At 65.1% G+C, this 25,487-nt stretch carries 24 protein-coding genes and 1 pseudogene; 11 read left to right on the forward strand and 14 right to left on the reverse strand.

Features of this window, described 5'->3' with window-relative positions:
- The first annotated feature begins 23 nt into the window (after window positions 1-23).
- The 5 genes and pseudogenes from CFB43_RS35275 to CFB43_RS39060 form a co-directional block, all read left to right on the forward strand.
- A complete protein-coding gene (locus CFB43_RS35275; protein ID WP_256990188.1) occupies window positions 24-584 on the forward strand; it encodes a DUF2878 domain-containing protein in 561 nt (186 codons plus the stop codon).
- Window positions 585-850: 266 nt separating this feature from the next.
- On the forward strand, window positions 851-1,540 hold the full coding sequence (locus CFB43_RS35280; protein ID WP_089498706.1) for a hypothetical protein: 690 nt from the start codon (window positions 851-853) through the stop codon (window positions 1,538-1,540).
- Complete coding sequence (locus tag CFB43_RS35285; RefSeq protein ID WP_089498707.1) at window positions 1,528-2,229, forward strand: hypothetical protein; 702 nt, start codon at window positions 1,528-1,530, stop codon at window positions 2,227-2,229. Before CFB43_RS35280 ends, CFB43_RS35285 begins: the two co-directional genes overlap by 13 nt.
- 179 nt (window positions 2,230-2,408) lie before the next feature.
- Window positions 2,409-2,723 carry a hypothetical protein gene (locus CFB43_RS35290; protein WP_046546935.1) on the forward strand — a complete coding sequence of 105 codons (315 nt, stop codon included), beginning with the start codon at window positions 2,409-2,411 and terminating at the stop codon, window positions 2,721-2,723.
- An 83-nt stretch (window positions 2,724-2,806) separates the two neighbouring features.
- A pseudogene (locus CFB43_RS39060) lies at window positions 2,807-3,012 on the forward strand (MFS transporter); the annotation flags it as partial.
- A 74-nt stretch (window positions 3,013-3,086) separates the two neighbouring features.
- Here CFB43_RS39060 and CFB43_RS39065 read toward each other — a convergent pair.
- The 3 genes from CFB43_RS39065 to CFB43_RS35310 all read right to left on the reverse strand — a co-directional run bounded on the left by CFB43_RS39065 (window position 3,087) and on the right by CFB43_RS35310 (window position 5,491).
- Window positions 3,087-3,530 (reverse strand): hypothetical protein, encoded by a 444-nt coding sequence (locus CFB43_RS39065; RefSeq protein WP_256990189.1) that lies wholly within the window; start codon window positions 3,528-3,530, stop codon window positions 3,087-3,089.
- Window positions 3,531-3,711: 181 nt separating this feature from the next.
- Entirely contained in the window at window positions 3,712-5,004 is a 1,293-nt protein-coding gene (locus CFB43_RS35305; RefSeq protein ID WP_089498709.1) for an NRAMP family divalent metal transporter, read from the reverse strand.
- Window positions 5,005-5,107: 103 nt separating this feature from the next.
- Entirely contained in the window at window positions 5,108-5,491 is a 384-nt protein-coding gene (locus tag CFB43_RS35310; protein WP_089429691.1) for a hypothetical protein, read from the reverse strand.
- Between the two features lie 255 nt (window positions 5,492-5,746).
- Between CFB43_RS35310 and CFB43_RS35315 the strand changes: the two genes are divergently transcribed.
- The 3 genes from CFB43_RS35315 (at window position 5,747) to CFB43_RS35325 (ending at window position 7,381) form a co-directional block, all read left to right on the forward strand.
- The gene (locus CFB43_RS35315; RefSeq protein ID WP_089498710.1) at window positions 5,747-6,187 is read left to right on the forward strand and encodes an Hsp20/alpha crystallin family protein; all 441 of its coding nucleotides are present in this window, start codon (window positions 5,747-5,749) and stop codon (window positions 6,185-6,187) included.
- 15 nt (window positions 6,188-6,202) lie between these two features.
- A complete protein-coding gene (locus CFB43_RS35320) occupies window positions 6,203-6,610 on the forward strand; it encodes an Hsp20/alpha crystallin family protein (protein ID WP_089498711.1) in 408 nt (135 codons plus the stop codon).
- 207 nt (window positions 6,611-6,817) lie between these two features.
- Window positions 6,818-7,381 (forward strand): Hsp20/alpha crystallin family protein, encoded by a 564-nt coding sequence (locus CFB43_RS35325; RefSeq protein WP_089498712.1) that lies wholly within the window; start codon window positions 6,818-6,820, stop codon window positions 7,379-7,381.
- 162 nt (window positions 7,382-7,543) lie between these two features.
- Here the strand turns inward: CFB43_RS35325 and CFB43_RS35330 are convergent, their stop codons facing one another.
- From CFB43_RS35330 to CFB43_RS35350, 5 genes are all read right to left on the reverse strand, one after another.
- Window positions 7,544-7,798 carry a hypothetical protein gene (locus CFB43_RS35330; RefSeq protein ID WP_089430122.1) on the reverse strand — a complete coding sequence of 85 codons (255 nt, stop codon included), beginning with the start codon at window positions 7,796-7,798 and terminating at the stop codon, window positions 7,544-7,546.
- Window positions 7,799-7,909: 111 nt separating this feature from the next.
- Window positions 7,910-9,532 (reverse strand): chaperonin GroEL, encoded by a 1,623-nt coding sequence (groL, locus tag CFB43_RS35335; RefSeq protein WP_089498713.1) that lies wholly within the window; start codon window positions 9,530-9,532, stop codon window positions 7,910-7,912.
- Between the two features lie 75 nt (window positions 9,533-9,607).
- Window positions 9,608-9,925 (reverse strand): co-chaperone GroES, encoded by a 318-nt coding sequence (locus CFB43_RS35340; protein ID WP_089430123.1) that lies wholly within the window; start codon window positions 9,923-9,925, stop codon window positions 9,608-9,610.
- A gap of 208 nt (window positions 9,926-10,133) precedes the next feature.
- The gene (locus CFB43_RS35345; protein WP_089498714.1) at window positions 10,134-12,464 is read right to left on the reverse strand and encodes a putative bifunctional diguanylate cyclase/phosphodiesterase; all 2,331 of its coding nucleotides are present in this window, start codon (window positions 12,462-12,464) and stop codon (window positions 10,134-10,136) included.
- Between the two features lie 53 nt (window positions 12,465-12,517).
- Window positions 12,518-14,617 (reverse strand): putative bifunctional diguanylate cyclase/phosphodiesterase, encoded by a 2,100-nt coding sequence (locus CFB43_RS35350; RefSeq protein WP_256990190.1) that lies wholly within the window; start codon window positions 14,615-14,617, stop codon window positions 12,518-12,520.
- Window positions 14,618-14,724: 107 nt separating this feature from the next.
- On the opposite strand from CFB43_RS35350, the gene CFB43_RS38235 reads away from it, so the two are divergent.
- Window positions 14,725-14,934, forward strand: a complete 210-nt coding sequence (locus CFB43_RS38235) for a hypothetical protein (RefSeq protein ID WP_144023178.1) — start codon at window positions 14,725-14,727, stop codon at window positions 14,932-14,934.
- A gap of 205 nt (window positions 14,935-15,139) precedes the next feature.
- Here CFB43_RS38235 and CFB43_RS35355 read toward each other — a convergent pair whose 3' ends face one another.
- Window positions 15,140-16,837 (reverse strand): M4 family metallopeptidase, encoded by a 1,698-nt coding sequence (locus CFB43_RS35355; RefSeq protein WP_089498716.1) that lies wholly within the window; start codon window positions 16,835-16,837, stop codon window positions 15,140-15,142.
- 675 nt (window positions 16,838-17,512) lie between these two features.
- On the opposite strand from CFB43_RS35355, the gene CFB43_RS35360 reads away from it, so the two are divergent.
- The gene (locus tag CFB43_RS35360; protein ID WP_179254973.1) at window positions 17,513-18,043 is read left to right on the forward strand and encodes a toxin; all 531 of its coding nucleotides are present in this window, start codon (window positions 17,513-17,515) and stop codon (window positions 18,041-18,043) included.
- A gap of 18 nt (window positions 18,044-18,061) precedes the next feature.
- Here the strand turns inward: CFB43_RS35360 and CFB43_RS35365 are convergent, their stop codons facing one another.
- From CFB43_RS35365 to CFB43_RS38240, 5 genes are all read right to left on the reverse strand, one after another.
- Window positions 18,062-18,811, reverse strand: coding sequence for an SDR family oxidoreductase (locus CFB43_RS35365; RefSeq protein ID WP_089498718.1), 750 nt, complete (start codon window positions 18,809-18,811; stop codon window positions 18,062-18,064).
- Window positions 18,812-18,816: 5 nt separating this feature from the next.
- Complete coding sequence (locus CFB43_RS38675; protein ID WP_179254974.1) at window positions 18,817-18,993, reverse strand: hypothetical protein; 177 nt, start codon at window positions 18,991-18,993, stop codon at window positions 18,817-18,819.
- 92 nt (window positions 18,994-19,085) lie between these two features.
- Window positions 19,086-19,493, reverse strand: coding sequence for a VOC family protein (locus tag CFB43_RS35370; RefSeq protein WP_179254975.1), 408 nt, complete (start codon window positions 19,491-19,493; stop codon window positions 19,086-19,088).
- Window positions 19,494-19,916: 423 nt separating this feature from the next.
- Entirely contained in the window at window positions 19,917-23,531 is a 3,615-nt protein-coding gene (locus tag CFB43_RS35375; RefSeq protein WP_089498720.1) for a YadA family autotransporter adhesin, read from the reverse strand.
- Window positions 23,532-24,489: 958 nt separating this feature from the next.
- Window positions 24,490-24,675 carry a hypothetical protein gene (locus tag CFB43_RS38240; RefSeq protein ID WP_144023179.1) on the reverse strand — a complete coding sequence of 62 codons (186 nt, stop codon included), beginning with the start codon at window positions 24,673-24,675 and terminating at the stop codon, window positions 24,490-24,492.
- On the opposite strand from CFB43_RS38240, the gene CFB43_RS35380 reads away from it, so the two are divergent.
- Window positions 24,670-25,476, forward strand: a complete 807-nt coding sequence (locus CFB43_RS35380; protein ID WP_089498721.1) for a response regulator transcription factor — start codon at window positions 24,670-24,672, stop codon at window positions 25,474-25,476. The two genes, CFB43_RS38240 and CFB43_RS35380, sit on opposite strands and share 6 nt — an antisense overlap.
- Window positions 25,477-25,487 lie beyond the last annotated feature (11 nt).

The following is a 25,487-nucleotide window of genomic DNA, read 5'->3' on the forward strand; positions in this document are numbered from 1 at the left end:
CGCGGAAGTCTGATGCCGCTCGCATGTACGTCTATCTCGCGACGACCCAAACAGGATGGCTGGTCTGCGTGATGACGGCCGCAGCGCATCACGCCGCGTGGGGCGTCACGTATGCGCTGATCGCGACAGTCGGCCATCTTCTCTTCGCGCGCCGACCCGCATCCGAGGCGCGGATCGTGATCACGGTCACGGTGTCCGGATGGTTATGGGACAGCGCCGTTGCCCATTCCGGCCTGCTCGTGTACCCGAACGGCGTTTTTCTCGAAGGGACAGCGCCGTACTGGCTCGCTGGGCTGTGGGCGCTGTTCGCGATTCAACTCAATACCGTGCTGCACTGGCTTCGAGCGCGACCGCTCATCTCGGCGCTCGTCGGCGCAATCGCAGGCCCGGCGTCCTTTCGCGCCGGTGCGGCACTGGGAGCCGTTCATTTCAAGGATCCGGCTGCAGCGCTCGTCGTTGTCGCAACCGGCTGGGCGTTCATCTTGCCGGCCGCGCTTGCGATTGCAAGCCATTGGGATGGCGTAACGAACCATCCTCCTGCGCCAATCGGCGCAGACGACATGAACGACGCCCGCGCCGGATAGCGCCGGGAGCCTGGCAAGCCGGCTTAATCTCCGATCATGCGAAGCACGCGCATGGTTCGCAGTGACGATGCCAAAAGCGAGTCGTCGAACAAGTGCTTTAGTGAATTCGGATGGGGAAAATTCTCGTATTACCTTCTCCATCACTGCAAACCCGCCCCTGCATCCGCTCTCGCTCCTCCGCCGTATCTGCGTATGTCATCCAGCCAAGGTGCTCGGTGTCCCACCTCGGGAAATGGCGTCGCGATGGCATCCAGAGGAGACAACTCATGAAGCTTTTCATCGGTATCGTCGTTGCCGCAGCGGCGCCGTTCGCGCTCAGCGCTTGCGGAGGCGGAGATGACATTGCTCCCGTGGCCGCGCAACATCCGGAGAATCTGGCCATCTGGACCGCGCTGGGCGGTGATTCGGCGGCCCCCGGCGTGGTGGCCGGCGTGGTCAATGCAGCCGTCGCAGGCCTGTTGGCGGACCCGGTCGAAGCGCCCTATTTCGCAGCGGTAACCGGTAATGCCAGCCACAGCAGTGCCGCCCATGACACCCCTGCGCGGCTTGAAGCCTGTCTCACGCTGCAGTTTGAATCGCTCCTCGGCGGTCCGTACACCTACCCAGGCCCCGTCAAGGTGGCCGGAGACATCGACGCCCAACCGGAGATGTGCCAAGACATGACGACGGCCCATAACGACGTTGGCGTTCCAGGCTGCGTGTTCGATCAGTTCATGGTGGATCTCGTCGCGACGCTGCAAAGCAAGCTCCCGGCCGCGGACTTTGCCGCACTGACGTCGACGACCAATGGAACGTACACGCTCACCGAGAAAAACTCGGCCGGCATCCCGGTCGGCACGAAATTCCAGTTCAGTGCGGTACCCACCCTCTTCAACCTGCGTAATACCATCATCAGCGCCACACCCGGCGGCCCGGTGTATCTTCCCCCGACGGTTGCAACATCATGTACGGGCTGACGGCGGTGCGAAGGATCCACGTGATCGCGTGGGTCGCTGCGGCACTCTCCGTGAGTGTTGCCGGGATCGGCGGGTTGCACACGACACAAGGGCGACGGCTCCTCACCGAGCTGGGCGTGAAGTGTCCAGTGGATTCCGTCGATTCCCGAACGGTGCTGTCGATTCGCAACAATGCGATTTTGCAGGAGAAAGGTGTATCGGCGGCCGCCCACCGTCCTGCGTTCGGCCTGCAACTCGATCGCAGTACTGAAGCGGAAGTGCTGGAAAGAATGTCGCGATACAACGCGCAGTGCGTCGCATTGTCCCGAGGCTTGCGCTACCTGCGCTGTCGAGGCGTGCCTGCCGAATCGCTCGGCTCGAATGGCCCGCCCGTGAGCGAAATATGGTTCAGTTTCGCGCCGGATCGCACGTTGATGGCCATCAATGTGTACCGTCGTGACATGTCCGTAGATGAAACGCGACGGAGCTGGCAGATCGCCGTGCGGAATCTGCACGATGTGCTCGGCGCACCCACATCCGTGTCGGGAGATACGACGCTGGAATCGCTGATAGGCAAACCCGTGGCGGTTGCACGGGTGAGCTACGCCTATTCGGATTACGTAGCGACGGTCACCGCATCCCACCTGCCATACGGAGGGCTGGCAGTCCGCGAACAGTACATGTCTACCGTGGTCAGGCAAGAGGGATAACCCGGGCTCGTGAACGGGAGGCTCGATGTCACGCAGGTACAACGAGAAAAGGATCAAGATCTCGCGTGGGGCATTCGCCTCGGGCTGTCGACACAAACCAGTCCAGGAGTTCCGCCGCGCGACGCTCGGTGCATCCTCGCGCGGCGTTAGAATAGCGCCCCTTCTCACAGGAGACGAAAATGTCTTGGTTCGTTTACGAAGTGCCCGAATACCACGAAGACGCTGCGCGCATCGAGCCCTTCAGTGACCTGCGTAGCCGTGTGCTGCAAATCAGTGGCCCGGCCATGGCTGACGAACTGGAAAGCGTTCGCGAGAACGCCGCGGCGACGGTCGACAGCCCCGAGCGCCCGCTGCGCACGCCGGAAAATCCGCATGTCTTTCCGATCCCTTACGCCGACTCCATGATCCTGGTCGGGTTCATCTTCGATCTGAAACGCGAATTCCGGCAACTGGTCGTATCACCCGTGGAAATGCCCTGGTTGAAAGACGCATAAAGGGCGAGCAGGCCTGGTCGGTCCACCGCCGATCACCTCGATCGCATGGCCGCTGGCCGCTGGCCGCTGTTTTCCGACTTGCCGCTGCGATCGGCATCCGGGGCGCCGTTATCCCCACGGTATTGCGTTTCATCCAGGGCGTTGGCGTGGGCGGCGAATGGGGCGGCTCGGCCCCGATGTCGATGGGATGGGCGGCACCCATGCGTATCGCGGTTTCGTCGCGTCGTGGCCGCAGTCCGGCTGGCCGGCGGGCTTGTTTCTCGCCAACCTTGCCGTGCCGGCCATGAGCCGGTCTGACATTGAAAAAGCCGCCGGACGGCGCGATCGCCGCTATCGCGCGGCGGCTCGTCCGGCGTCACCGGATTATCGTTCGCTGACCTTCACGCGCGGCAGCCATTCGGCCTCGGCGCCCTGCGTGCCTTTCAGATGAGCAGGCGTCGCGTCCTGCGTGTGCGCGTCGAAGCGGCGTGCCGCCTCGGTGTCGAGATGCCGGCCATCGAACGTCGACTGGCGACGAGTAATCATGTTGATGCGAAGGCGTTTTGCCGCCATGGTCGGTATTCCTTGAGAAAAACGGTACTTCGCCGACTGGCGAAATGCCATAGATTTACGCGAGAAAGATGTCGCTGCGATGACGCGGCGCGCGAGGCGAATCCGCCGCCATCGCATGGCTTGCCGCCTGCACCGCAGCGGCCGGCGCCCGCGCCGCCCGCTCCATCGCCTCAAGGTAGCGATGGACGCAAGCCACTCGTAATGGACAAGCAGCAGCGCGTCGAGTTCAGTTTGCTCGGCGGTCGCCAAGGTCACGCGTCACCGCTCTGCGCCCCTTCGTCCATTTGACGCTCCAGGTGAAGACCGGTGCCGAATGAATCGGCTATGTCGAATACCGAAACCAACCGGCACCCGCCACGCATCGGGGGCCGCCATGCGGGAATAGGACGCCGAGCCAATCGATCTTTTTGGCGACTCCGGGGCCGCCTGCCGGACTTCATCCCGGCACAAAAATCCCCACGGCTGCAATTGCCATTGCAAGTGTTGCAAGCCACCCTCCCCACGCAAGCGGTCCCGCAATGGCGAACTCGCCCATGACCCGCTTGCTCCGAGCCATCAGCATCATGATGACCATGATGGGAGCCGCCGTTACCCCGTTGATCACCGCGCTCCAATACAACGCCCGGATCGGATCGAAATGCATGAACGTGATCGCAACGCCACCCACGGTTGCCAATGCGATGACCGCATAGAATTCTCGCGCGAGCGTCAACTTCAGGGCGAGGCTGTTGCGCCAGCGGAATGTGCCGGCCGCCGCGTATGCGGTCGATCCGGCGAGCACCGGCAGCGCCAGCAGGCCGGTGCCGACGATCCCGAGCGCGAACAGCATATAAGCGAAGCGACCCGCGATCGGCGCAAGGGCCCGCGCGGCGTCAGCCGACGTCTTGACCTCGATGTGGTGCGCATGCAGCGTCGCCGCCGCGGTGAGCACGATGAAGAAGGCAATGACATTCGATACGCCCATCCCCAGCCAGGTATCGAAACTGATTCGGCGCAGTTGCGCCGGGGCCTGGTGGGGAACGCGGCGAAGCGGTCCCTCGCGCGGCGCGGATTGCAGTTCCTCGACTTCCTGCGAGGCCTGCCAGAAGAACAGGTACGGGCTGATGGTCGTGCCGAGGACAGCGACAACCGTCGTGAGATAGTCCGATTCCAGCACGATATGCGGCCATACGATCGCACGGCCCACCTCGGTCCACCGGATCGGGACGATCAACGCCACCGCCACATAAGCGAGCAGGATCAGCGCCGTCCACTTGAGAAGGCGTGCGTACCGTTCATAGGGAACGAACACCTGAAGCACGACCGACAGGCCACCCAGCCCAACCACGTAGAGCTGGTGCGGCCCGGGGAACAGCAAGCCGGCCGCGGCGCCCATCGCCGACAGGTCGGCGGCGATGTTGATGACGTTGGCGATCATCAGCAGCACGACCGCGCTGTAGAGCAGCCACATCGGGTAGTGAGCCCGCATGTTCGACGCCAGCCCCTTGCCGGTCACGCGCCCGATCCGCGCGCTCACCAGTTGGATGGCCGTCATGAGCGGGTAGGTCAGGAGGAGGGTCCATAGCAATTCGAATCCGAACTGCGCGCCGGCTTGCGAATACGTACCAATGCCCGACGGATCGTCGTCGGCCGCGCCGGTAATCAAGCCGGGACCAAGCCGACGTACCCAGTTCGGGCCGGTGGGCTTATGCGCGGTTTTATCGAATTCGAGCGGTTCAGGGTCGTTCATGATGGCGGCCTCCCGATACGGCCTCAGCAATTCACGTACCCGTCCCATGCGCTCGCCATCCGATACGTGCTGTGGGTGCACCGCCCCATGCCGCCCCGGCCGATCATTGTATCGGCGACGTCGTACCCAGCTTCTCCGACAGCATCCGCTCATACACGCCGAAGTGCAGATCGACCTCCTTTTGCGTGACGGGCGTGACCGTGATGTTGATCTGGTCGGGCAACAGGCCCAGCACCACCGCCACGGCCGCTTCGAGTTGCGGCGCACAAAACTTGTCCTCCGCCATCGTGGTGCCCACGACGACGTCGTAAGTCTTTTCCTGCCGGCAGACGACCTCGACGAGCCGCGCCCGCGCGCTCATGTTGTTGTCGATCGCAAGCCGGACGACCTCCGCCACGGTGCGCATCGACTCGGTCGGAAACCCCCTCGTCGAACGCAGCCGAATACGGTGTCTGCCGAGCGTGATCCAGTCCGTGTCGAATTCCATGGCGTCCTCCGCAATGCAGTACCGATTCGCCGCGATGATAGGGTCCAGCGCGACAATTTCAAGGGCAAAAAATGGCGGTTTCCCCCTTGAAATTCTCCGCAGACTTCCTATCTTAAGTTTCGCTCAGGCAGACGCGCGGGTCGCTTCATTCCGCGCGCTGCGTGTTTCGATTTGTTTGCCACGCAGTCCGGCAGGCGAACTGGAGCGCGTAGGCCCGTTCGCCTCCATGCTGCGACAAGCCAGGAGGATAAGATCATGAGCGATCTCTATTTCGGAACCGACCTCTTCAGCGAGTTCGACCGCCTGCAGCAACAGATGGCGCAACGCTTCGGCGGTTTCCCGTCCAGCATTCGCGCGAGCCGTTTCGGCACGTTCCCTCAGATCAATATCGGCGCGACAGACGATTCGATCGAGATCGTCGCGTTCGCGCCCGGCGTCGACGCCGCCGCGCTCGATGTGTCGATCGACAAGGGACTGCTGACTATCGGCGGCGAACGCAAACCGGCACAACGCGACACCGGGGGTGAGCGGCGCACCTATGCGCAAGAGCGCTTTGCCGGAACGTTCCGGCGGGTCATCGAGTTGCCCGAGGCCGCCGATCCCGACAAGGTCCGGGCGCACTACGAAAACGGATGTCTATCGATCAGCATTGGCAAGCGCGAATCGTCCCGGCCGCGCGCCATCGCTATCCAGTAAGAGAAGGAGCCGATCATGAAAGACACTACTCAACTGGCGGAACGCGACGCGTCCGGCGTTGCGCGTCGCGATACCGAACAGGCCGTGCGCCGGATGACACTCGTGCCGGCCGTCGACGTCTACGAGGACAGTCAAGGCGTCACGCTGTGGGCCGATTTGCCCGGCGTGACGAAGGACAAGCTGGACGTGAAGGTTCACGACAGCAGCCTCCTGATCGAGGCCGAGGCCGTGGTACCGACGCCGGCCAATCTGCGGCTCCAGCATGCCGAGGTTCGGGAGCCGCATTTCGCCCGCACGTTTACGCTGTCGTCGGATCTCGACGCGTCCCGGATCGAGGCGAGCCTTCAGGACGGGGTGCTGAAGCTGACCATCCCGCGCCGCGACGAAGCGCGTCCACGACGCATCGAAATCAAGACCCGCTGACACGTGACGAGCCAAGGCGCAGCGTGCGCCCCTGCGTCGACGCAGAGCACGATCAGCGACGCTTCGCTGCCTGAGTTGACGCGGGCGTATGGGTGAGGACACGCGCTCCGGATTCGCAGATCCCCGTGACACGAATCACGGCGCGCGTGTCCGCACCGGACGGCCAGGCCACGCTCAAAACAGACTGGAGATCAACCGGAGGACGCCATGAATGCCGATCCGAAAAAGTGGAACCCGTTCAAGTTCCTTCGCGGGGCTACCCGCAAGTCCGATGCGGAAGGCCCGGACAGTCCGCCGACAGGCGAGCCGGGGCGTGCGTCGTGGCCCGACATTTCGCGACTGTTTTCACGAGAGCCATGGCGCGCCATGGAGGAATTCCTTCATGACCCGTTCGCCGGCCACGGCGCGCTCGAACGGTGGTTTGGCGACTTCAGCTCGTCGCGCTTCCAGCCGCGCATCGACGTCGTCGATGAAGGCCCGGTGCTGCGTGTGACCGCCGAACTGCCCGGAATGGAGCGCGAGGATCTGAAGGTGATCGTCGAGGATGGGGCGATCGTGCTGCGCGGAGAGAAAAGGCAAGACGTGCGCAGTGAAGAAAACGGTTGCTACCGGCTGGAGCGCGCCCATGGAAGCTTCGTGCGCACGATCCCGATGCCGGACGATGCCGACCCTGAGCACACCTTGGCAAAGTTCGACAACGGTGTCCTCACGTTGACCGTACCGAAATCGGAGCCGGCCAGGCCCACCAGTCGCACGATCGATATCGGCTGACGTAGTCCAGACCGAGCACCCCGGCGGAGATTCTTTGTGGCGAACCGGCGAGCGAGCGGCGATTGCCTGGCATCCACTCGGCCAAATCGGGATCAGAAGGAGAACTGATGGATGCCAGCGCGCGTCATGCGCCGCGTGCCGACTGGAACCGGCGGGGCCGATTCAGTCTTCCTCCATCAGATAGCGAATCACGAGTGCCGGATCGGCGATATCGAGGATCAGTCGGCGCAGAATCCGTCGGCGCATGTGGTCCGCGTCGAGGCTCCAGGGCGCCCCCTTCTCGTTGAGATAACGGGTGATGGCGTCCCGGTGATCGGCGTTTGCCGGCAAGTCGAGCCGAACGGCCAGTAGTCCTGCCACGACGTCGTCCAGCTCGATGTCGAGCGGTTTCGAGTCAATGCAAAGTTCGAGTTTCATGTCGATCATCGGCAAAAAAGGGCGCCGCATGAAGTGAGGCAGCCTGCGGCGCCAAACGACTCGCACCGGCCGCGACTGTTGGCCGGTGCGTACACGACCCGCTGCCGGAGGTCAGTGCTCGAACTCGGGTGCGACCGACTGCGCCGGTTTCGGATCCTTCGGCGCTTCGGCCACCGTCGCGTCCGTCGTCAGGATGAGCCCGGCAATCGATGCGGCGTTCTGCAATGCCGTGCGCGTGACCTTGGTCGGATCGACCACACCTGCCTCGACAAGATCGCCATATTCACCGGTGGCCGCGTTGTAGCCAAAGTTGCCCTTGCCTTCCAGCACTTTCGCCACGACGACCGACGGTTCATCCCCGGCATTCGCGGCGATCACGCGCAGCGGCGCTTCGAGCGCGCGCAGCACGATTTGAATGCCCGCGTCCTGATCGACGTTGGCGCCTTTCAGGCTCGTCGCCGTGGAACGCGCGCGCAGGAGCGCCACGCCGCCACCCGGCACGATGCCCTCCTCGACCGCCGCGCGGGTGGCATGCAGCGCATCGTCGACGCGGTCCTTTTTCTCCTTCATTTCGACTTCGGTGGCTGCCCCGACCTTGATGACGGCCACCCCGCCGGCCAGCTTCGCCACGCGTTCCTGAAGCTTCTCGCGATCGTAGTCGCTCGTGGTTTCCTCGATCTGCGCACGGATGGACTTCACGCGCGCCTCGATGTGCTGCGCGTCGCCCGCGCCGTCGATGATGATCGTGTCGTCCTTGCGCACCTCGACGCGCTTCGCGCCGCCGAGATCCTCGAGCGTGGCCTTCTGCAGTTGCTTGCCGGTTTCTTCCGAGATGACGGTGGCGCCGGTGAGGATCGCGATGTCTTCGAGCATGGCCTTGCGCCGGTCACCGAAGCCGGGCGCCTTGACGGCCACGACCTTGAGGATGCCTCGCATCGCGTTGACCACGAGCGTGGCCAGCGCTTCGCCATCGACGTCTTCGGCCACGATCAGCAGCGGCTTGCCGGCCTTGGAGGCCGCCTCGAGGATCGGCAGCAGATCCCGGACGTTCGAGATCTTCTTGTCGTGCAACAGGATCAGCGCGTCGTCCAGATACGCCGCCTGCTTTTCCGGATCGTTGATGAAGTACGGGCTGACGTAGCCGCGATCGAACTGCATCCCTTCGACGACATCCAGCTCGTTCTCGAGGGACTTGCCATCCTCGACCGTGATGACCCCTTCCTTGCCGACTTTCTCCATGGCGTCCGCGATGATCTTGCCGATCGCCTCGTCGGCGTTGGCCGAGATCGCACCCACCTGCGCGATTTCCCGGTTCGTGGAAATCGGCCTGGACAGTTTGCGCAGTTCATCCAGCACGGCGGCCACGGCCTTGTCGATGCCGCGCTTGAGGTCCATCGGATTCATGCCGGCGGCAACGTGCTTCATGCCTTCCTGCACGATCGCCTGCGCGAGCACGGTGGCCGTGGTGGTGCCGTCGCCGGCCACGTCGGCGGTCTTCGATGCGACCTGCTTGACGATCTGCGCGCCCATGTTTTCGAAGCGGTCCTTCAGCTCGATTTCCTTCGCGACCGACACGCCGTCCTTCGTGATGGTGGGCGCGCCGAAGCTGCGCTCGATCACCACGTTGCGACCTTTCGGCCCGAGCGTGACCTTCACGGCATTGGCCAGCACGTTCACGCCGTCGACGATACGGGCGCGGGCGCTGTCGTGGAATTTGACGTCTTTTGCACTCATCTTGTTGCTCTGGATAGAAGTCGTTGATTCGATGTGTCGCGAACACCCGGTGGGGGGCGCGATCTGCCCGGGATCTCAGGCGGCCTGGCGGGACGCGCCGGTATCGGCCTCGAGGACGCCCATGACGTCTTCCTCGCGCATGACGAGGAGTTCCTCGCCATCGACCTTGACGGTCTGGCCCGCGTATTTGCCGAAGAGAACCTGGTCACCGGCCTTCAACTGGAGCGCGCGAAGCGTTCCATCCTGCAGCAGCCGGCCACTGCCGACCGCGACGACTTCACCCTGCTCGGGCTTTTCCGCGGCCGAATCGGGAATCACGATGCCCGAGGCCGTCGTCCGCTGCGTCTCGATTCGCTTGACGATAACCCGGTCGTAGAGGGGACGAATCTGCATTCTCATCTCCTGAGCGATTAAAGGTTCGAAAAAGGAATCCGCCTGCCAGGCATGGCGACGCAAGCGTCGCTGCCGGGCAGCCGTGCCACTGTCTGGCGGAAAGCGAAATAGAGGTGCTCGTCGCCGACTTCAAGGGGGGAGAAATCGGCTCTATGTAACAAATTGTTTCAGCTCGCCAAAGCGATGGCCTTGGCCGTCCCGCCGCCGCTCACGCCTGCCTGGCCGTGGTCTGGGCCGCCAGCGCGGCCCGCTCGATCCAGCGGACGGCCGGCGCATCCTGCTCGCCCGGCGCGGGCTTGCCGATCAGGAAGCCCTGCACCTCGCGGCAGCCGGCATCGGTGATGCACGCCAGCTGCTCCTCCGTCTCGACGCCTTCCGCGACGGTCGTCACGCCGAGGCGCTTGCCGAGATCGGCCACCGTGCGCACGACGGCCGCACAGTCCGGGCGCGTGACCGCATCGCGCACGAAGCTGCCGTCGATCTTGATCTTGTCGAACGGGAACGCGCGCAGATGCGCGAGCGACGAGAAGCCGGTGCCGAAGTCGTCGAGGGCGACGCGCACGCCCATCGAGCGCAGTGCGCGCAGGTCCGCGATGGCCTTGCCCTCGTCGTGCAGCAGCGCGGTTTCCGTCACCTCGATTTCCAGCCGGTCGGGCGCGAGGCCCGCGCCGGCCAGCGCCGCCGCGAAGGTCGGCGCGATCGTGCCGTGACCGAGTTGCCCCGCCGACACGTTGACGGCAACGCGCGCACCGTCGGGCCAGCGCGCCGCCTCCCGGCAGGCCTGCTCGAGCACGAAGCGGCCGAGCCGGTCGATCAGGCCGCCGCGCTCGGCCACCGGAATGAAGCAGCCCGGCGAAATCCAGCCGGCGCGCGGATGATGCCAGCGCAGCAGCGCCTCGCGCGCCGTGACCTGGCGGGTGAGGACATCGACGATCGGCTGGTAGAACACGTACAGCCCCTGGTTCTCGTCCAGCGCGACGCGCAACTTCGATTCGAGCGCGACCCGCTCCTGCGCGCTCGTCTCCATGTCCGGCGAGAACATCCGGTAGGTGCCCTTCCCGGCTTTCTTGGCCGCATAGAGCGCCATGTCCGCGCGGGACAGCAGCGCGCCGGCGTCGTTGCCGTGATGCGGCGCCAGCACGCAGCCGATCGATGCACCAATGCGGAACGGCCGGTCGGGCGACGGCGCATAGGGGGCGACGAGCGTGTCGACGAGCCGCGCGGCCGCGCCCATCGCGCGATCCGCGTCGGTGTCGCGCAACAGCACCGCGAATTCGTCGCCGCCGATGCGCCCCAGCATCATCCCGGGCTCGGGGCACTGCCCGCGCAGGCGCTCCGCGACCTGGCGCAGCACCGCGTCGCCCGCCGAATGCCCGCACGCGTCGTTGATCAGCTTGAAACCGTCGAGGTCGATGAAGAGCAGCGCGAGCAGCTTGTCCGAGCGGCGCAGGCTCGCGTCGAATTCGGCCAGGAAGGTCGCGCGGTTCGGCAGGCCGGTAAGCGAATCGTGATGCGCGAGCTGGTGGATGCGCGCCTCCGCCTCGGCCTGCTGCGTGACGATCGACCACGACAGCATCGGGCCGATGTAGCGCCCCTGGGCGTCGCGCACGGCCGAGACCTGGATGTCGAGCACTTCCGGCCCGAGCGGAATGCGGGCGCGATGCGGCAGGTTCGCCGGATCGGCGAGCAGGCGGCGCTGGTGCTGCGGATGCGGGTGGAAGAAGTCGATCGACGCGCCGAGCGCGTCGTCCGCGCGGATCGGCAGCAGGTGCTCGATCGAGCGCAGCAGGTTGCGCGACGTCGCGTTCAGGTAGTTGATGCGGAACGTCTCCGGGTCGGCCGTCATCACGGCCACCGGCATGTCGTCGATCATCCGCATCAGCCGCGTCTGCGCCTGCTCGCGCAGACGCGATTCGTCCTGCGCGTCGACGGTGCGCAGGACGCTCCGGTAGTTGACGGAGATGACGGCGATCAGCGACGCCGACACGAAGGCCATGTTGACCGCCGTGGCGACGAGCGTCGGCTGGCCGGTCGAGATGAAGAACACGATGAACGCGACGTTGACGATCAAGGCCACGCTCAGCGCGGCCGTCCGCAGGTACATCAGGCTGAAGACGCACCCGATCATCGTGATCGCCATGTAGAACGCCACCTGGGCCTTTTGCCACGCATCGCCGTACGGGAACAGCAGCAGCGCCCAGGTGGTGAACGTCACCGCGACCGGGATCACCAGCCAGTTCGTGACCGTGAGCGCGCGCATCACGGTGTCGGGCGTCGGCGCCAGCAGCCGGGTGCGGTGCCAGTGCAGCAGCCGCGCGAGCGCCGCGAGCGTCATCGCGGCCGGCATCGCGACCGACAGCCACCACGGCGTGCTGCCGAGGTGCGTGACCGCGAGGCTCCAGGTGCTCGAGATGAGGATCAGGTACGACACCGGGATCTGGCCGGCGAATACCCGGTATTGCGCCGCGAGCAGGTCCGGGTTCCGGTCCGGCGCCGCGAGGCTTGCCAGTCTTGCCATCCGTGCGTAGAGGATTTTCATGTGAGCCTGCCGGCGGCAACCCGGGAGCGGGCGGCCGTGTCCGGCGTCGAGGGTTACCCGCGCGGGTCCGGGTCGAGATCGGCCGCGACGGCCGATTCGGACGCAGGAACCGCCGTGCGGACGCGGTCGCCGCCGGTCAGCGCAATCTGCCCGCTGCCGACGATCTCGTTGAGGGGGGCGGGCCTGCCGAGCAGGAAGCCCTGCGCTTCGTCGCAGCCTTCGTCGGCCAGCAGCGCCAGCTGGTCGTGCGTCTCGATGCCTTCGGCCAGGATCGGAATGCCCAGGCTCTTGCCGAGCGCGAGCACGGCGCGGATGATCGCGCGATCCTGCGGTTTCGCTTCCGCGTCCGCGACGAACGACTGGTCGAGCTTGATGCGGTCGAACGGGAACGAGCGCAGCGTGTCGAGCGACGAATAGCCGGTGCCGAAATCGTCGAGCGCGATGCTCACGCCCAGCGCCTTGATCTGCCGCAGCGTGTCCAGCGCACGCTCGCGGCCGGCGAAGATCGTCGATTCGGTCAGCTCCAGCTGCAGGCGCGACGCCGGCAGGCGGGTGGCTTCGAGCACGTCCGCCACGAGCGCCGTCAGGTCCGCGTGCATGAACTGCACGGCCGATACGTTCACCGCGACCGCATAGGGCGGCTCCCACGTGGCCGCCCGCGCGCAGGCCTCGCGCAGCACCCAGGCGCCGATGTCCAGGATCACGCCGTTTTCCTCGGCGAGCGGAATGAATTCGGCGGGCGGAATCGTGCCGAGCGTCGCGTGCTGCCAGCGCAGCAGCGCCTCGTAGCCGCGGATCTCGCCGGTCGCGAGCGACGTCTGCACCTGGTAGTGGATGCTCAGCTGGTTGTCGGCCACCGCGCGGCGCAGGTCGGCGGCGAGGCTGCGGCGCGCGCGGACGATCAGGTCCATCGCCGGCTCGTAGAAGCAGATCGATTGCGCGATGCTGCCCTTCGCGCGGTACATCGCGAGGTCCGCGTTGTTGATGAGGATGGCCTTGGTGGCGGCGTCGTCCGGGTAGATGGCGACGCCGAAGCTCGCGCCCGGCACGACCTCGTAGTCGTCCAGCCTGACCGGCTTGTAGAGTGCCGGCTCGAGCCGTTCGAGCAGATCCATCAGGCGCGTGTCGTCGTCCATCCGGCAGAGCGCCGCGAATTCGTCGCCGCCGATGCGGGCAACGAATTCGCCTTCGCGCAGCAGGTTCGCCATGCGGCGCGCGAGGATGCGCAGCACCTCGTCGCCGGCGTGGTGGCCGCGCAGGTCGTTGATTTCCTTGAAGCGGTTCAGGTCGATGCCGATCAGCGCGAGCTTCGTGCGTTGTTCCTGCGCAAGCGCGATCTCGAGGTCGAGCCGCTCGTTGAAGCTGGCCCGGTTGGGCAGCCCGGTCAGCATGTCGCTCAGCGCCAGCCGGCGCAGGTGTTCGAGCGATTCGGCCCGCACGTTGCTGTCGATCACGTAGCTCACGAGCCCCGTGCAGACGATCACGAGCGACGTGCCTGCGACCGCCAGCGCCAGCGGACGCAGCTCGCTCATGCCGGTCCAGTTGCCATCGAGCATCAGCGGCGTGATGCGCAGCGCGGACATTCCGGTGAAATGCAACGCGAGAATCGCGAGCGACAGCACGCCGGCCATCTGGTTGACGGCGTGCGGCGACGGTCGCATCGCGAGGTGCAGCGCGAGTGCGGCGAGCGTCATCGCCAGGACCACCGACGCGATCAGGTAGCCGACGTCCCACGACACGATCCCCTCGACCCGCCACGCGAGCATGCCGGTGTAGTGCATCAGCACGATCGCCACGCCGACGATCGCGCCGCCGAGCGCGGGCGCGACCTTGACGATGCGACAGGTCGTCAGCGCGAAGCCGATCGTGCTGCCCACGACCGCGATGAGCAGCGACACGAGCGTGAGCGGCAGGTTGAAGTGCACGGGCGCGCCGGCGTCGAAGCCGAGCATCGCGATGAAATGCGTGCACCAGATCGCCACGCCGGCCGAAATGGCCGTCAGCACCTGCCAGCCGAGCCGCTGCGTGCCGGAGGTGTTCACCGTGCGCTGGAACAGGCGCGCGGTGACCCACGAGCCGCCGCCGCACAGCAGTGCGGCAAGCAACACCAGCCAGTGGTTGTGCCGATGAACGATGCACCCGAAAACTGTCACCAAAACCTTTCTTCCCCTATCCGTCGCATGGGCCGATGCCATGCCCGATCGACGCGGCGGGAGCCGTGCCGCGTCGATCAGGCGCGCCCACCAGATATCGGCACGTGATGAATAAACTGAACGCCGCGCGGCCGGGCGCAAACGATTGCACGACAGATATTTTTTGGAAAAAAGTGCCGGAACGAGACGGGATGGGATGGGTAGCGGAGGTTCGGGCTGCGACGTCGCCCGAGAATATCGCGCTCAAATGGCACGCCAGCGAACCGGTGATCGACTGGACGGAACGCGTGCGTTCCGACGAACGGCGCGACGGGTGACGCGCCGCGACGAGATCCGCGCGACAGGCGGCGCGCGGAATGAAAACCGGATGCTGGAAATCGACCGCCTGCAATCGCAGGCGGTCGATCAACGGCTGGCCTCTATTCGCCCGGGCATCGCGCGGCTTCGACCGGTTCGCCCTTCTTCGAAGCAAAGGGTCCACCACGCGCGCGCCGGGCGTTCAACGCACTCACACGGGCACGATCAATTCACCCCGACCGCACTCCACGCGCGAGCGACCGCGGCGCTTTCGGCCGAGTTCGTGCCATACAGGTCGTTCGCCGCCTGGATCGACGCACGACGCGCGTTCGGGTAGCTGGAGTTGGCGTTCAGGTACACGGTCAGCGTCCGGTACCAGATCTTCCCGGCCTTCTCGCGACCCACGCCGCTGAAGGTCGTGTCGCCGTTGCAGACCAGCTGCGCCTTCGTCAGGCCGGTATCGGTCGACGGCACCGTCGGGCCTTCCGCGAGCAGGTAGAACAGGCGGTTGCCGACGCCCGACGTGAAATGCGGATCGTGGCGCGGATTCGACCACGAGAATCCGCCGGACGGGTAACAGCTGAACGACCGGCCGTCGAGATCCTGCTTGTACATCTTGCGCAGGCCGCCGCTCACCACGCGCGCACCGATCACGTAGTTGCCGGGATCGTTCGGGTTGTTGGCGTAGTACTTCACGAGCGTGCCGAAGATGTCGGACGTCGACTCGTTCAGGCCGCCCGCGTCGCCCGAGTAGTTCAGGTTGGCCGTGGCCTCGGTCACGCCGTGACTCATCTCGTGTCCGGCGACGTCCACCGACACGACCGGTTTCGGCAGGCTGGTGCCGGGCTGGCCGTCTCCATACACCATCACGTGCGAATCCAGCCATGCCGCATTCGCGCCGGTCGTGCCGCTGCCCGTGTTGAACACCACGTGCGCGTAGCTCTTCACGCCGCGGCCGTCATTGAAGATGCCGTTGCGGTTGTGCGTCGTCTTGTAGTAGTCCCAAGTCAGCGCGAGACCATAGTCGATGTCGGCGGCGACCGTCTGCCGGTCGGTGGTCGTATTGTTGCCCCACACGTTCGTGCTGCTCGTGAAGATCGGCAGGTCGGTCGCCCGCTCGACGTCGTCCGAGGTCAGCCCGCGGCCGTCGTAGACCGAGCCGGAGCCGCGGCTCGGATCGAGCATCCGGTACGCGTTCGTGCCCGTCTGGTCGGTGGTGAGCGTCAGGTTGCCGTAGTACAGCGAGCGGCCGGTGCCGGTCGCGGCGGCCGTCTTGATCAGGTCCTGCGCGTCGAGCACGGTGCCGGTGCGCGCATCGACGTAGTACAGCACCGCGTCGCCATGCACGTCGGTCGCCTTGCCGTAGACGCGTACCGCATAGGCCAGCGTCGGCGTGACGTCGCGTGCGAACACGACGAGTTCCGCGTCATCGACGCGGCGCACGTCCGAGTTGAAACGCGCGGCTGCGATGCGCTTGACCCGCGCAGCGCCGATGTCGGGGGCGTTGCGTACGACCGCGCGGTCACCCACCTTGCCGATCGTGCCGGCGAGATCGATCGGCGCGAGCTGGGTCACGCTCGCCTGCTTCAACTGCCCCTTGCTCGAATGGACGACCACGTCGCCACCGATCACGGGCAGGCCCGCGTAGAAGCGGTCGAAACGCACGTGCTCGGTGCCGTCGGGGTCGACGATCACGTCGCGCACCTGGAACTGATCGCCATCCGCCGGCGCGCTCGCCTGCGGCCCTGCGAACTTCAACGTGCGTGCTGCGCCGCCGGCTGCGAGACTGAAGGCGGACGGGTTCTGCTGGATCAGTTGCAGTGCCTTGTCGACCGTAGCCGACGGGTCGCCGGCCTGGGCAAAAGCACTGAGACTCGCGACGGTAATCGCGGAGATGGACAGCAGACGAGACAGTTTCTTCATGTAATCCCCCGGGTTATAAGTGGGTGATGTTCGAGGAATGCATCAAGTACAGACTTTGATGTAAGACATGTCACGAACCGCAGAGGGATGCTAGAAGGTCATTTTTATAATTACAAGATATTTTCTGACAGTTTATTTTTTACTGTCATTGGCGTTAATCGAGTCATTGTTTGGTGAGAAATTTGAAATGGTCTCGTCGGCTGCGATAGCGGGATCGACAAGGTTGCATCGGGGGAATGTGTCGGAGAGGCCGGTGCTGTGTGGGAAAGGCCGTACGTGGCGCGGGTCGGGCAGGACGGATGAGGTAAAGCCGGGGTAAAGCGCCGGACACTACTTGCTTTATTAAATATTTATTTGGATTGTTGCCATTGCCGGCGAGCCAATGAAACGCTTGACAGCCCTTCGATTCTCGATTTTGACGGCGATGCCTTTGAATTCGTAGTTAAAGGCTGCCGAGCGACGCACGAGATAATGCTTTCTACGAATCCTCCGCTTCAGCGGCGCGTTCGTGCGCATCGCTGACGGCGGTCGCCATGCTGTTCGGAAACCGTGACCGTTGCACGGGCAACCATTGGGGAACGGTGTGCCGGCGGCGTCGAACCGATCGAGGATGCAGCGCCGTTTCGGGGCATGAGGCACAATACGCGGCTTCAAAATTCAACCGCGGTCAAACCCATGCGCGTCGTCGTCGTTGGAACCAGCGGAGCGGGGAAATCCACTTTCTCCAGCGCGCTGGCGGCAGCAGCCGGCTGCCCTTACATCGAGCTGGATCGACTCTACTGGGGCCCCGACTGGTCAGCCGTGCCGCCGGCGCAGTTCGAGAACGCCGTGCTGGCCGCGACCGCCGGCAACCGCTGGGTCGCCGACGGCAACTACAGCGCCGTGCGCGACGTGCTCTGGTCGAGAGCCACGCACGTGGTCTGGCTCAACTTCGGACGCCGAACGGTATTCTCCCGGGTGCTCTGGCGCACGTTGAGCCGCGGGCTCATGCGCACCGAGCTTTCGCACGGCAACCGCGAATCGCTGCGGATGGCGTTCTCCCGGGAGTCGGTGCTGCTGTGGTCGTACACCACGTTCGCCAGGAATCGCATCAAGTTCGCCGCCCTGCGGGACGACCCGACCTTCGCGCATCTGCACTGGACGGAAATCACCCGGCCGTCGCACACCCGCGCGGTCATCGACAGGCTGGCCCGCGCCGGCGGTTGAGCGCGCGCCATCGGGACGTCACTTCACGGCCGCATTGCCGCCGTCGGCGAACAGGGCCGAGCCGGTCACGAAACTGGCCATCGGGCTGGCCAGGAACAGCGCCGCGGACGCGATCTCGTCGGGGTGCGCGATGCGCTTCATCGCGTGGAGCCCGGCCGCCCATTCCTTCTGGTCACGGTCTCCCGCCATCGCGGTATCCACCCCGCCCGGCATCAGTGCATTGGCCCGAATCCCGCGTGCCGCGTAGTCCGCGGCGATGCCCTTCACCAATCCCATCAAGCCGGCCTTGGACGCGCCATACGCGGCCATGCCGGGAAGCCCGACACTCGTTCCGACGAAGCTGGACGTGAAGACGATCGAACCGCCCCCGCGTTCGAGCATCACGGGAATCTGGTTGCTGGCGCCCAGGAAGGCCGCCGTCAGGTTGGTAGACAGCGTCTGCTGCCAATCGTCGAGCGACAGGTCGGCGAGCGGTTTGAGCGGCCCGACCGTTCCGGCGTTGTTGATCGCGATGTCGAGACCGCCGAACTCGCGCAGCGCCGTTGCCACGAGCCTTCGATGCGTATCGGCGTGACCGACGTCGCCCGCGCAGGCGCGCGCCTGGCCGCCCTGACGACGGATCGCGTCGGCCACCTGATTCAGCGGAGCTTCGCTTCGCGCGCCCAGTACGACCGACGCGCCGTGCGCCGCGACCATCAACGCGATCGCTCGGCCGATGCCGCTGGAGGCACCGGTGACGATGGCGACTTTCCCTTCGAGCAAGGTCATGGTTTTCACATCCCGTGAGTGAGGTTGATCACGGCAATGTAAGCGGCCAGATGCAGGCAGGCACTCCGTTTCTTGCTCTTGAAGTCCTGCCGAGCGGCAAACGGCGCGTCGGGTGGCGGATGAAGGATGGAGGATGGCGCGTGGTACGGATCGGCGGTGTCGCGCGCTGCAACGATCGGCACTGGACGAAACTCGCCCAGTCTTCGCGTACCCGCGCGGTCATCGACAGGCTGGCCCGCGCCGGCGGCCGAGCGCGGGGCGACGCTGACCTGCGTCAGTCGTCGAACGTGCGTTGGTATTCCGGCGCGGCATCCGCGCGCGTGTTCAGTTCGAACATCACGCCGCCCGGTGCTCGGCAGAAGAAACGCGACCCGCGCCCGTTGTTGAAGACGTCCGTCACCATCTCGACGCCCTCCTCCCTGAAGTGCTCGAACAACGTGCGAACCTCATCGAGGCTCGGCAGTTCGAACCCGACGTGGAAATTCGTCGGCCATGCCGGCCTGTCGTCGCTGGCGTGATCGATCACCACGTCGAAGCCCGGACGCTTGAGGATCCAGGATTGTTCCCAGCTTCCCGCGATCGTGAAACCGAGGTGCCGCTCGAAGAAGCGGGCCGTCGCCAGCGTGTCGGCCGACGGGAAGCTCAGGTGGTTGAGCTTCATGGTTTGCGTAATGGCAGTCATTGCGAGTCCCTGTCATGCGTGGATCGGCGGAGGCCCCATGCCGTTCCGCCCAACGCATTCAGAATACGAGCCGGCGCTCACGTTCGACAACTCGCATTCGTCGCACGTCCGGACCGCCCGCGAACCCGCATGAAACCGTGGGCCGGGGCGCCGTTGCGATCGCCGTGGATCGCGCTATTCGCATTTGGCCGGGATCGACCTGAACACCCTCGTTTCGCTGTGTTTGCCGCGTGAGCCCCGGGCGCAAGGCAAGCGGCAAGGACTACCGGACGCGCTCGGCGCATCCGAGTCGCGCTGCGTGACGCATCAAGCGTCGATGGCCCGAGGGTGAAAGAGCCACCCCGGGCCACGGATTTCCCGCCAGTGCCGGACATCACGACCGGTGCCCGGCACCACCGGTCAATCGATGCTGCACGGATAGCGTCAGAACTGGTAACCCGCGCCCACCACTGCGCCGAAGTCCGAACGCGCATTGCCCGTCACCGACGCCTTGACGACCCAGCGGTTGCTTTCCGTCACGTACGAGTACCCGGCGGCGAAACCCTGCTGGCCGTGATAGTTCGACGTCGCCGCCGAGACCATCGAGCGGCCCGCGCCCGTCGGTTGCGGCAGGCCGGCCACGGCCATTGCCGATGCCACGCCGCCGTACATGTCCTTCTTCAGGTCGTTGAACGAGTTGTACACCTGGCCGATGCGCTGGTCGGTGTAGCCCTTCGCCTGATTCGACGCGGCCGACAGGTTGTCGTTCAGCTGCTGCACGTTCACCGCGTCGGTCGGCGCGGTGCCGGCCGCGACGTTCGTGACCTGGCGCTCGCTGCCCTTCGCGCCGACCGAGAACGAATTGTCGCGATCGGCGACGGAGCCCTGGCCGACCGCCACCGCGTTCTTGCCGGTTGCCGTCGCCGTCGACCCGATCGCACCCGCATCGGCTCGCGCGATCCACGTGGTGTTCGCATCGGTCGCCGCCGCGCGGATCTGGTCATTGGCCGCCACGTTCTTCAGCGCATTGTTGAACTGGCCCATGTTGACCGCGTCGTTGTTGTTCACCCCCGCCGCGACGCCGGTCAGCACGCGGTCGCCCGACGTGCCGGAGAAGTTCACGCTCGCGCCGCCGGTGTCCTTCCCGACCGTGATCGCGCCATTCGGATCCTGCTGCTGCACGAGGCCGGCCTTGCCGTTCGCGATGTTGGTCACGTTCCCCTGCAGGTTCGTGATATCGGTCGTGTTCTTCGCGACCTGCTGGTTGGTCGCGTAGAGCTGCGAACCGTTCACCGCGTCCGTGCTGGTTGCGCTGAGCGTGCCTGCCTGCACGTTGGTGATGCGCGTGCCGCCGGCGCCGCCGAGCGTGATCGAGTTCTTCGAGCTGTCGTCGTACTGCACCGCAAGCGCGCCGAGCTGGTTGAGACTCGACTGCACGCCCTTCAGCTGCTTCACGTTCACCGCGTCCGTATCGTCGGTGCCCGCGGCGACGTTTTTCAGCACGACGGCCGCATTCGTGTCGCCGCCGATCAGCGAGACCGAATTCAGCCGGTTGCCGTTCGGGTCGACGTCGTACTTGACGACGTTCTTCACGGCCTCGCCCGCCTGGTTGGACACCTGCGTGATCTGCTGTTCGAGCGACGACTTCACGCCCGACAACTGGCCGCCGTTCACCGCGTCCGTGCTGCCCGCGGCGATGTCGCCGTCGGCCACGTTCGTCAGCTTCGTCGGTGCGCCGCCGCGCGCCGCGTTGTAGGCGCCGGCCTTCGGGTCGAACTGAAGCGCGTCCTGTTGCAGCCCGGCGATCGCGGCCGTGTTGCCGGCGATGTTCGTTTCGGCGTTGCCGATGCGCGTTTCGTGATTCTCGAGCGTCGTCGTGTTGCTGCCGACGCGGCCGTCGAGGTTCGTGAGCGCGTCGCCGACGTTGTTGAACGAGCCGCCGCCGACTTTATAGGCCGGCGCGCTGATCGAGCCGTCCGGATTCGCCGTTGCACCGCCGCCCAGCGCGGCTACGGTGCCGTCGGTCGCGCGGCGCAGTTGCGCGCCGTTCACCGCGTCCGTGCTGCCTGCCGCGACGTTGCCTTCCGCGATATGGGTCAGTCGCACCGGGCTCCCTCCGTTGCCTGCACCGAGCGAAACCTGCTTCTTGCTCGCGTCGTCATACTTCACCGCGAGCGCATCGAGCTGGCTCGTGCCGTCCTGAATCGCCGCGTTCAACTGGTCGACGTTGACGGCATCCGTGCCGTTCTTGCCGGCCGCGACGTTGCCGATGCGTTGCGTGCCGTTGCCGCCGTGGCTCGCATCGTATGCGCCGAGGTTCGTGTTCCATAGCAGCGCGTCCTGCTGAAGCGCGGCGATGTTGCCCGTATTCGTCGTCACCTGGTTGCCGAGCGTCGTGACGCTGTTGCCGACATTCGTGATCGACTGATTCAGCGTGTCGGTGGCCTTGCCGAGCTGGCCGACGTTCACGGCGTCGCTCGCGGCAATGCCGTCCGCCACGTTGTGCAGGCCCACCGGCGACTGCGCGCCCTTGCCGCCGAGCGTCACGCCGCTATGTGCATCATCGTCGTACTGCACGGCGTTCTTCGTCGCGTTGCCGATCTGGTTCGTGATCGACGTGCTCAGGTTGCCGAGCGTCGTGCTGAGGTTGTTCGTCACGCTCGTGCTGAGCGACGACAGGCCGCCGTTCAGTTGCCCGACGTTCACCGCATCGGTGTTCGCGACACCGGCCGCGACGTTGTGCAGCGTCGTGCCGTTCGTGCCGGCGAACGTCACCGAGTCGAAGCCGCTCTGGCCGTCGTACTTCACGTTGCGGGCATCGGCGGCCTGCAGATTGCCGATATTCGTCGTCGCCGTGCTCAGCGACGTGTTGATGCCGGTGACGCTGGTCTGCAGGTTCGCGATGTTCGACGCTGCCGTCGAAATGGACGTCTGCAGCGGCGCGACGCTGCCCTTCAGCTGGCCGACGTTGACGGCATCGGTGTCGGCGACACCGGCCGCGACGCCGTTGATCGTCGTGCCGTTGGCACCGTCGAGTGCGATCGCCGCATGCGAATCGTCGGTGTATTTCACGACGTTCTTCGTGGCGGTCACGATGCTGGTGCTGAGGCTGTTGCCCACGTTGGTCACGCGCTGGTCGACGTTCGAGATCGTGGTCGACAGCGAATTGCCGACCGACGTCACGCGCGCGTCGACCGTGGCGATGCTCGTGCTGAGCGTGCCGTTCACGTTCTTCAATTGCTGGACGTTGACGGCGTCCGTATCGGCCGCGCCTGCCGCGACGTTCTTGAGCTGGCGCTCGTTGCCGATCGCGCCGAACGACACCGCGCCGCCAACCGGCGCGGCCGTGCCGCCGAACACCGGCGTGCCCCCATTGTTCGCACCGACGCTGCCCGAACCGATCGCCACCTGGTTGTTGTCGTTCGTCTGCGCGCCTGCGCCGATCGCGACGGATTGCGTGCCGCCGGCGCGCGTCTGGGTGGCCGCGTCGTACGACGCGCCGGCCGACACGCCGTCGCTCGACGTCGGGTTGGCGCCGCCGATCGCAACCGAACGATCGCCGCTGGCGAGCGCCGAGTGGCCCAGCGCGATCGAGCTCGTGCCGTGCGCATCGGCGACGTTGCCGAGCGCCATCGAGAAATCGCCGACCGCGGCCGACTGGCGACCGATGGCGAGCGCCGTGTTGCCCTGCGCGACGGCTACCGTGCCGATGGCCGTGGCCGAGTTCGCCAGCGCCTGCGCACCGACGCCGACCGCGATCGCGCCGCCGCTGCTGGTGCCGCCATTGCTGCTTGCATTCGACTGGTCGCCGATCGCGATCCCGCTGGTGCCGGCCTTGGCATTCGTGCCCATCTTGACGTTTGCCGTGCTCACTGCCACGTAACTCCCGCTCTTGGTCGCGACACACAACGGGTTCGTGCCGTCGATGCACTGACCGCTCAGCGCGTTGTCCGGGTTGCCGCGATCGACGAAATTGTCCGCATGCGCGGCACCCGCGATCAGCACACCTGCACCCGTGAACATGGCGGCGGCAAGCGCCGAAATCTGCTTCCTCTTCATGGTCTTCTGCTCCGTTTTGTAGCGTTTGGTTTGAATACGGACTACTTAGTTTTGTTGAAGACTTCAGCTGCGACTGCGATTGCGATTACGACTTCAGTGCGGAACCCGATGCCGTGCGCGGCTCGAGCGTGCCGGAGGCGGCGCGCATCGTCCGCCCGTGGCGACGGGACGTTCGAAAGCGCGGGCCCGTCGTTCGTGCGACGGCCCGTTCCGTTAATCCAGGCAATGCATTAGGAATGCATATCGTTTTATATGGGCGAATTCGCCCAGCGACTGAATCCGGAGATTCAACCCGCCGTTATGGACACCCCTGATTTGATGTCGCGTTGACCGCGACCCACCCCGCTTCTTTTATTTCATCCACGGCAACCGGATTTTCGCTTGCGCGCAACGGACATGCGCTCGGAGTCACATCAACTGATGCCTCGGACCCGAATCGCACAACGTCCGCCACAACCCGCCGTGCCTTGCGTTGCTCGGTGCAACCCTGCACTCAAAGTTCGGACGAATTATGAGACACGAATTAAAATTATTGAAGGTGGCATTCTTTATAGATTGTAAAATTCAATATATTCAAATAGTTGCGTTGAAAACGCACATCTCACAAACGATTTCGAGCCATCGAAATTAATCGAGATGTTTTGCCGGGCGGATAAAATCTTTGCTGAGGCGGATTAAAAAAAGATTCCTTGGAATATTTTTTAAAAAAGCCGTTGAACTACGCGATTGCACGTAGCAGCGCCAAATGAAAATGGCGGAAATGGACAGGCATCGGTGCGCCATACTGTAAGCGCCATTCACGATGCACGATGAAGCATCCGAAAAGCGGAATGAAGCAGATAGAGTCAATGCATCTGGCAAGAATTGAAATATGCCCCTACAATTCGGCTCGCATCGATACCGGCGGGCGCGCATTTCTCAGCGCGCGACGCCGGCAACGCTCCGCGCCTTTACCGGGTCAGTGATCAAAACCAGCCATGCAAGGCATGACGCCGACCGGTTGTCCTTCGTGTAGCGGGGCGACATTCGAATGTCGATGCGCTTGTACGTCGCCATAGCGCAGCTTCCGACGATTGATCCGAACCGGGCCGGCCACCCGCAGGAACGCAGCCAGCAGCCATTCCAGAACAGGTGCACGATGCATCCATCGATCTCCGCATTGGGCGACGCCCATATCCTGATCGTCGACGATCAACCCGACCAGCTTCGCTTGCTGATCGACATCCTGCGCGGCACCGGGTGCCGGATCAGCATTGCATCCGACGGGCTGCAGGCGTGCCAGCGCGCGCAGGCGCTCCTGCCCGACCTGATCCTGATGGATGTCCGCATGCCGCGCATGGACGGCTTCACCGCGTGCCGGCTGCTTGCCGCCGATCCGCTGACGTGCGCGATTCCAGTGATTTTCCTGACCGTGGCCGGCGCGTTGCACGAGCGCCTCGAGGGGTTCGACATCGGCTGCGTCGACTATGTGGTCAAGCCGTTCGAGCCCGCCGAAGTGCTTGCGCGGATTCGCGTGCAGCTCGCGCGGGAGAAGCGCGAGCAGCCCGTCGACATGGACAGCCCGTTCGTGGCCGGCAAGGACGACGACATCATCGTGCGCGCGGCCATCCGCCACCTGGCACGGACGCTGAACGATCCGCCGACGGTGGAGCAGCTGGCCCGCGCGGTCGGCACGCACGAAAAGCGGCTGTCACGCGCGTTTCGCGACAACCTCGGCCAGACGGTATTCGAGTATCTGCGGCACGAACGGCTGCGGATCGCGCAGGACCTGCTGGATTCGACGTCGCTCAGCATTGCCAGCATCGCGAAGGAGATCGGCTTTTCCACGCCGGCGAATTTCGCGACCGCATTCCGCGAACGTTTCGGCCTCACGCCGACCGAGTGGCGGCGCCAGCGTCACGCCGGCGAACGCGCGGTGCGCCGGGAACCGCAACGCGACGCGTAGGACCGTTCCGC

The organism is Burkholderia sp. AU15512 (assembly GCF_002223325.1).
Taxonomy (GTDB): domain Bacteria; phylum Pseudomonadota; class Gammaproteobacteria; order Burkholderiales; family Burkholderiaceae; genus Burkholderia.

Excerpts from the sequence above, each read along its gene's own strand:
- CFB43_RS38235 (WP_144023178.1), top strand. The coding sequence starts at position 14,725 with ATGAATAAACTGAACGCCGCGCGGCCGGGCGCAAACGATTGCACGACA.
- CFB43_RS35345 (WP_089498714.1), bottom strand. The coding sequence starts at position 12,464 with ATGAAAATCCTCTACGCACGGATGGCAAGACTGGCAAGCCTCGCGGCG.
- CFB43_RS35375 (WP_089498720.1), bottom strand. The coding sequence starts at position 23,531 with ATGAAGAGGAAGCAGATTTCGGCGCTTGCCGCCGCCATGTTCACGGGT.
- CFB43_RS38240 (WP_144023179.1), bottom strand. The coding sequence starts at position 24,675 with ATGCATCGTGCACCTGTTCTGGAATGGCTGCTGGCTGCGTTCCTGCGG.
- CFB43_RS35285 (WP_089498707.1), top strand. The coding sequence starts at position 1,528 with ATGTACGGGCTGACGGCGGTGCGAAGGATCCACGTGATCGCGTGGGTC.
- CFB43_RS35290 (WP_046546935.1), top strand. The coding sequence starts at position 2,409 with ATGTCTTGGTTCGTTTACGAAGTGCCCGAATACCACGAAGACGCTGCG.
- CFB43_RS35360 (WP_179254973.1), top strand. The coding sequence starts at position 17,513 with ATGCGCGTCGTCGTCGTTGGAACCAGCGGAGCGGGGAAATCCACTTTC.
- CFB43_RS35320 (WP_089498711.1), top strand. The coding sequence starts at position 6,203 with ATGAAAGACACTACTCAACTGGCGGAACGCGACGCGTCCGGCGTTGCG.
- groL (WP_089498713.1), bottom strand. The coding sequence starts at position 9,532 with ATGAGTGCAAAAGACGTCAAATTCCACGACAGCGCCCGCGCCCGTATC.
- CFB43_RS35280 (WP_089498706.1), top strand. The coding sequence starts at position 851 with ATGAAGCTTTTCATCGGTATCGTCGTTGCCGCAGCGGCGCCGTTCGCG.
- CFB43_RS35325 (WP_089498712.1), top strand. The coding sequence starts at position 6,818 with ATGAATGCCGATCCGAAAAAGTGGAACCCGTTCAAGTTCCTTCGCGGG.
- CFB43_RS35340 (WP_089430123.1), bottom strand. The coding sequence starts at position 9,925 with ATGCAGATTCGTCCCCTCTACGACCGGGTTATCGTCAAGCGAATCGAG.
- CFB43_RS35330 (WP_089430122.1), bottom strand. The coding sequence starts at position 7,798 with ATGAAACTCGAACTTTGCATTGACTCGAAACCGCTCGACATCGAGCTG.
- CFB43_RS35370 (WP_179254975.1), bottom strand. The coding sequence starts at position 19,493 with ATGACTGCCATTACGCAAACCATGAAGCTCAACCACCTGAGCTTCCCG.
- CFB43_RS35275 (WP_256990188.1), top strand. The coding sequence starts at position 24 with ATGTACGTCTATCTCGCGACGACCCAAACAGGATGGCTGGTCTGCGTG.
- CFB43_RS35365 (WP_089498718.1), bottom strand. The coding sequence starts at position 18,811 with ATGACCTTGCTCGAAGGGAAAGTCGCCATCGTCACCGGTGCCTCCAGC.
- CFB43_RS35380 (WP_089498721.1), top strand. The coding sequence starts at position 24,670 with ATGCATCCATCGATCTCCGCATTGGGCGACGCCCATATCCTGATCGTC.
- CFB43_RS35315 (WP_089498710.1), top strand. The coding sequence starts at position 5,747 with ATGAGCGATCTCTATTTCGGAACCGACCTCTTCAGCGAGTTCGACCGC.
- CFB43_RS35310 (WP_089429691.1), bottom strand. The coding sequence starts at position 5,491 with ATGGAATTCGACACGGACTGGATCACGCTCGGCAGACACCGTATTCGG.
- CFB43_RS35305 (WP_089498709.1), bottom strand. The coding sequence starts at position 5,004 with ATGAACGACCCTGAACCGCTCGAATTCGATAAAACCGCGCATAAGCCC.
- CFB43_RS35355 (WP_089498716.1), bottom strand. The coding sequence starts at position 16,837 with ATGAAGAAACTGTCTCGTCTGCTGTCCATCTCCGCGATTACCGTCGCG.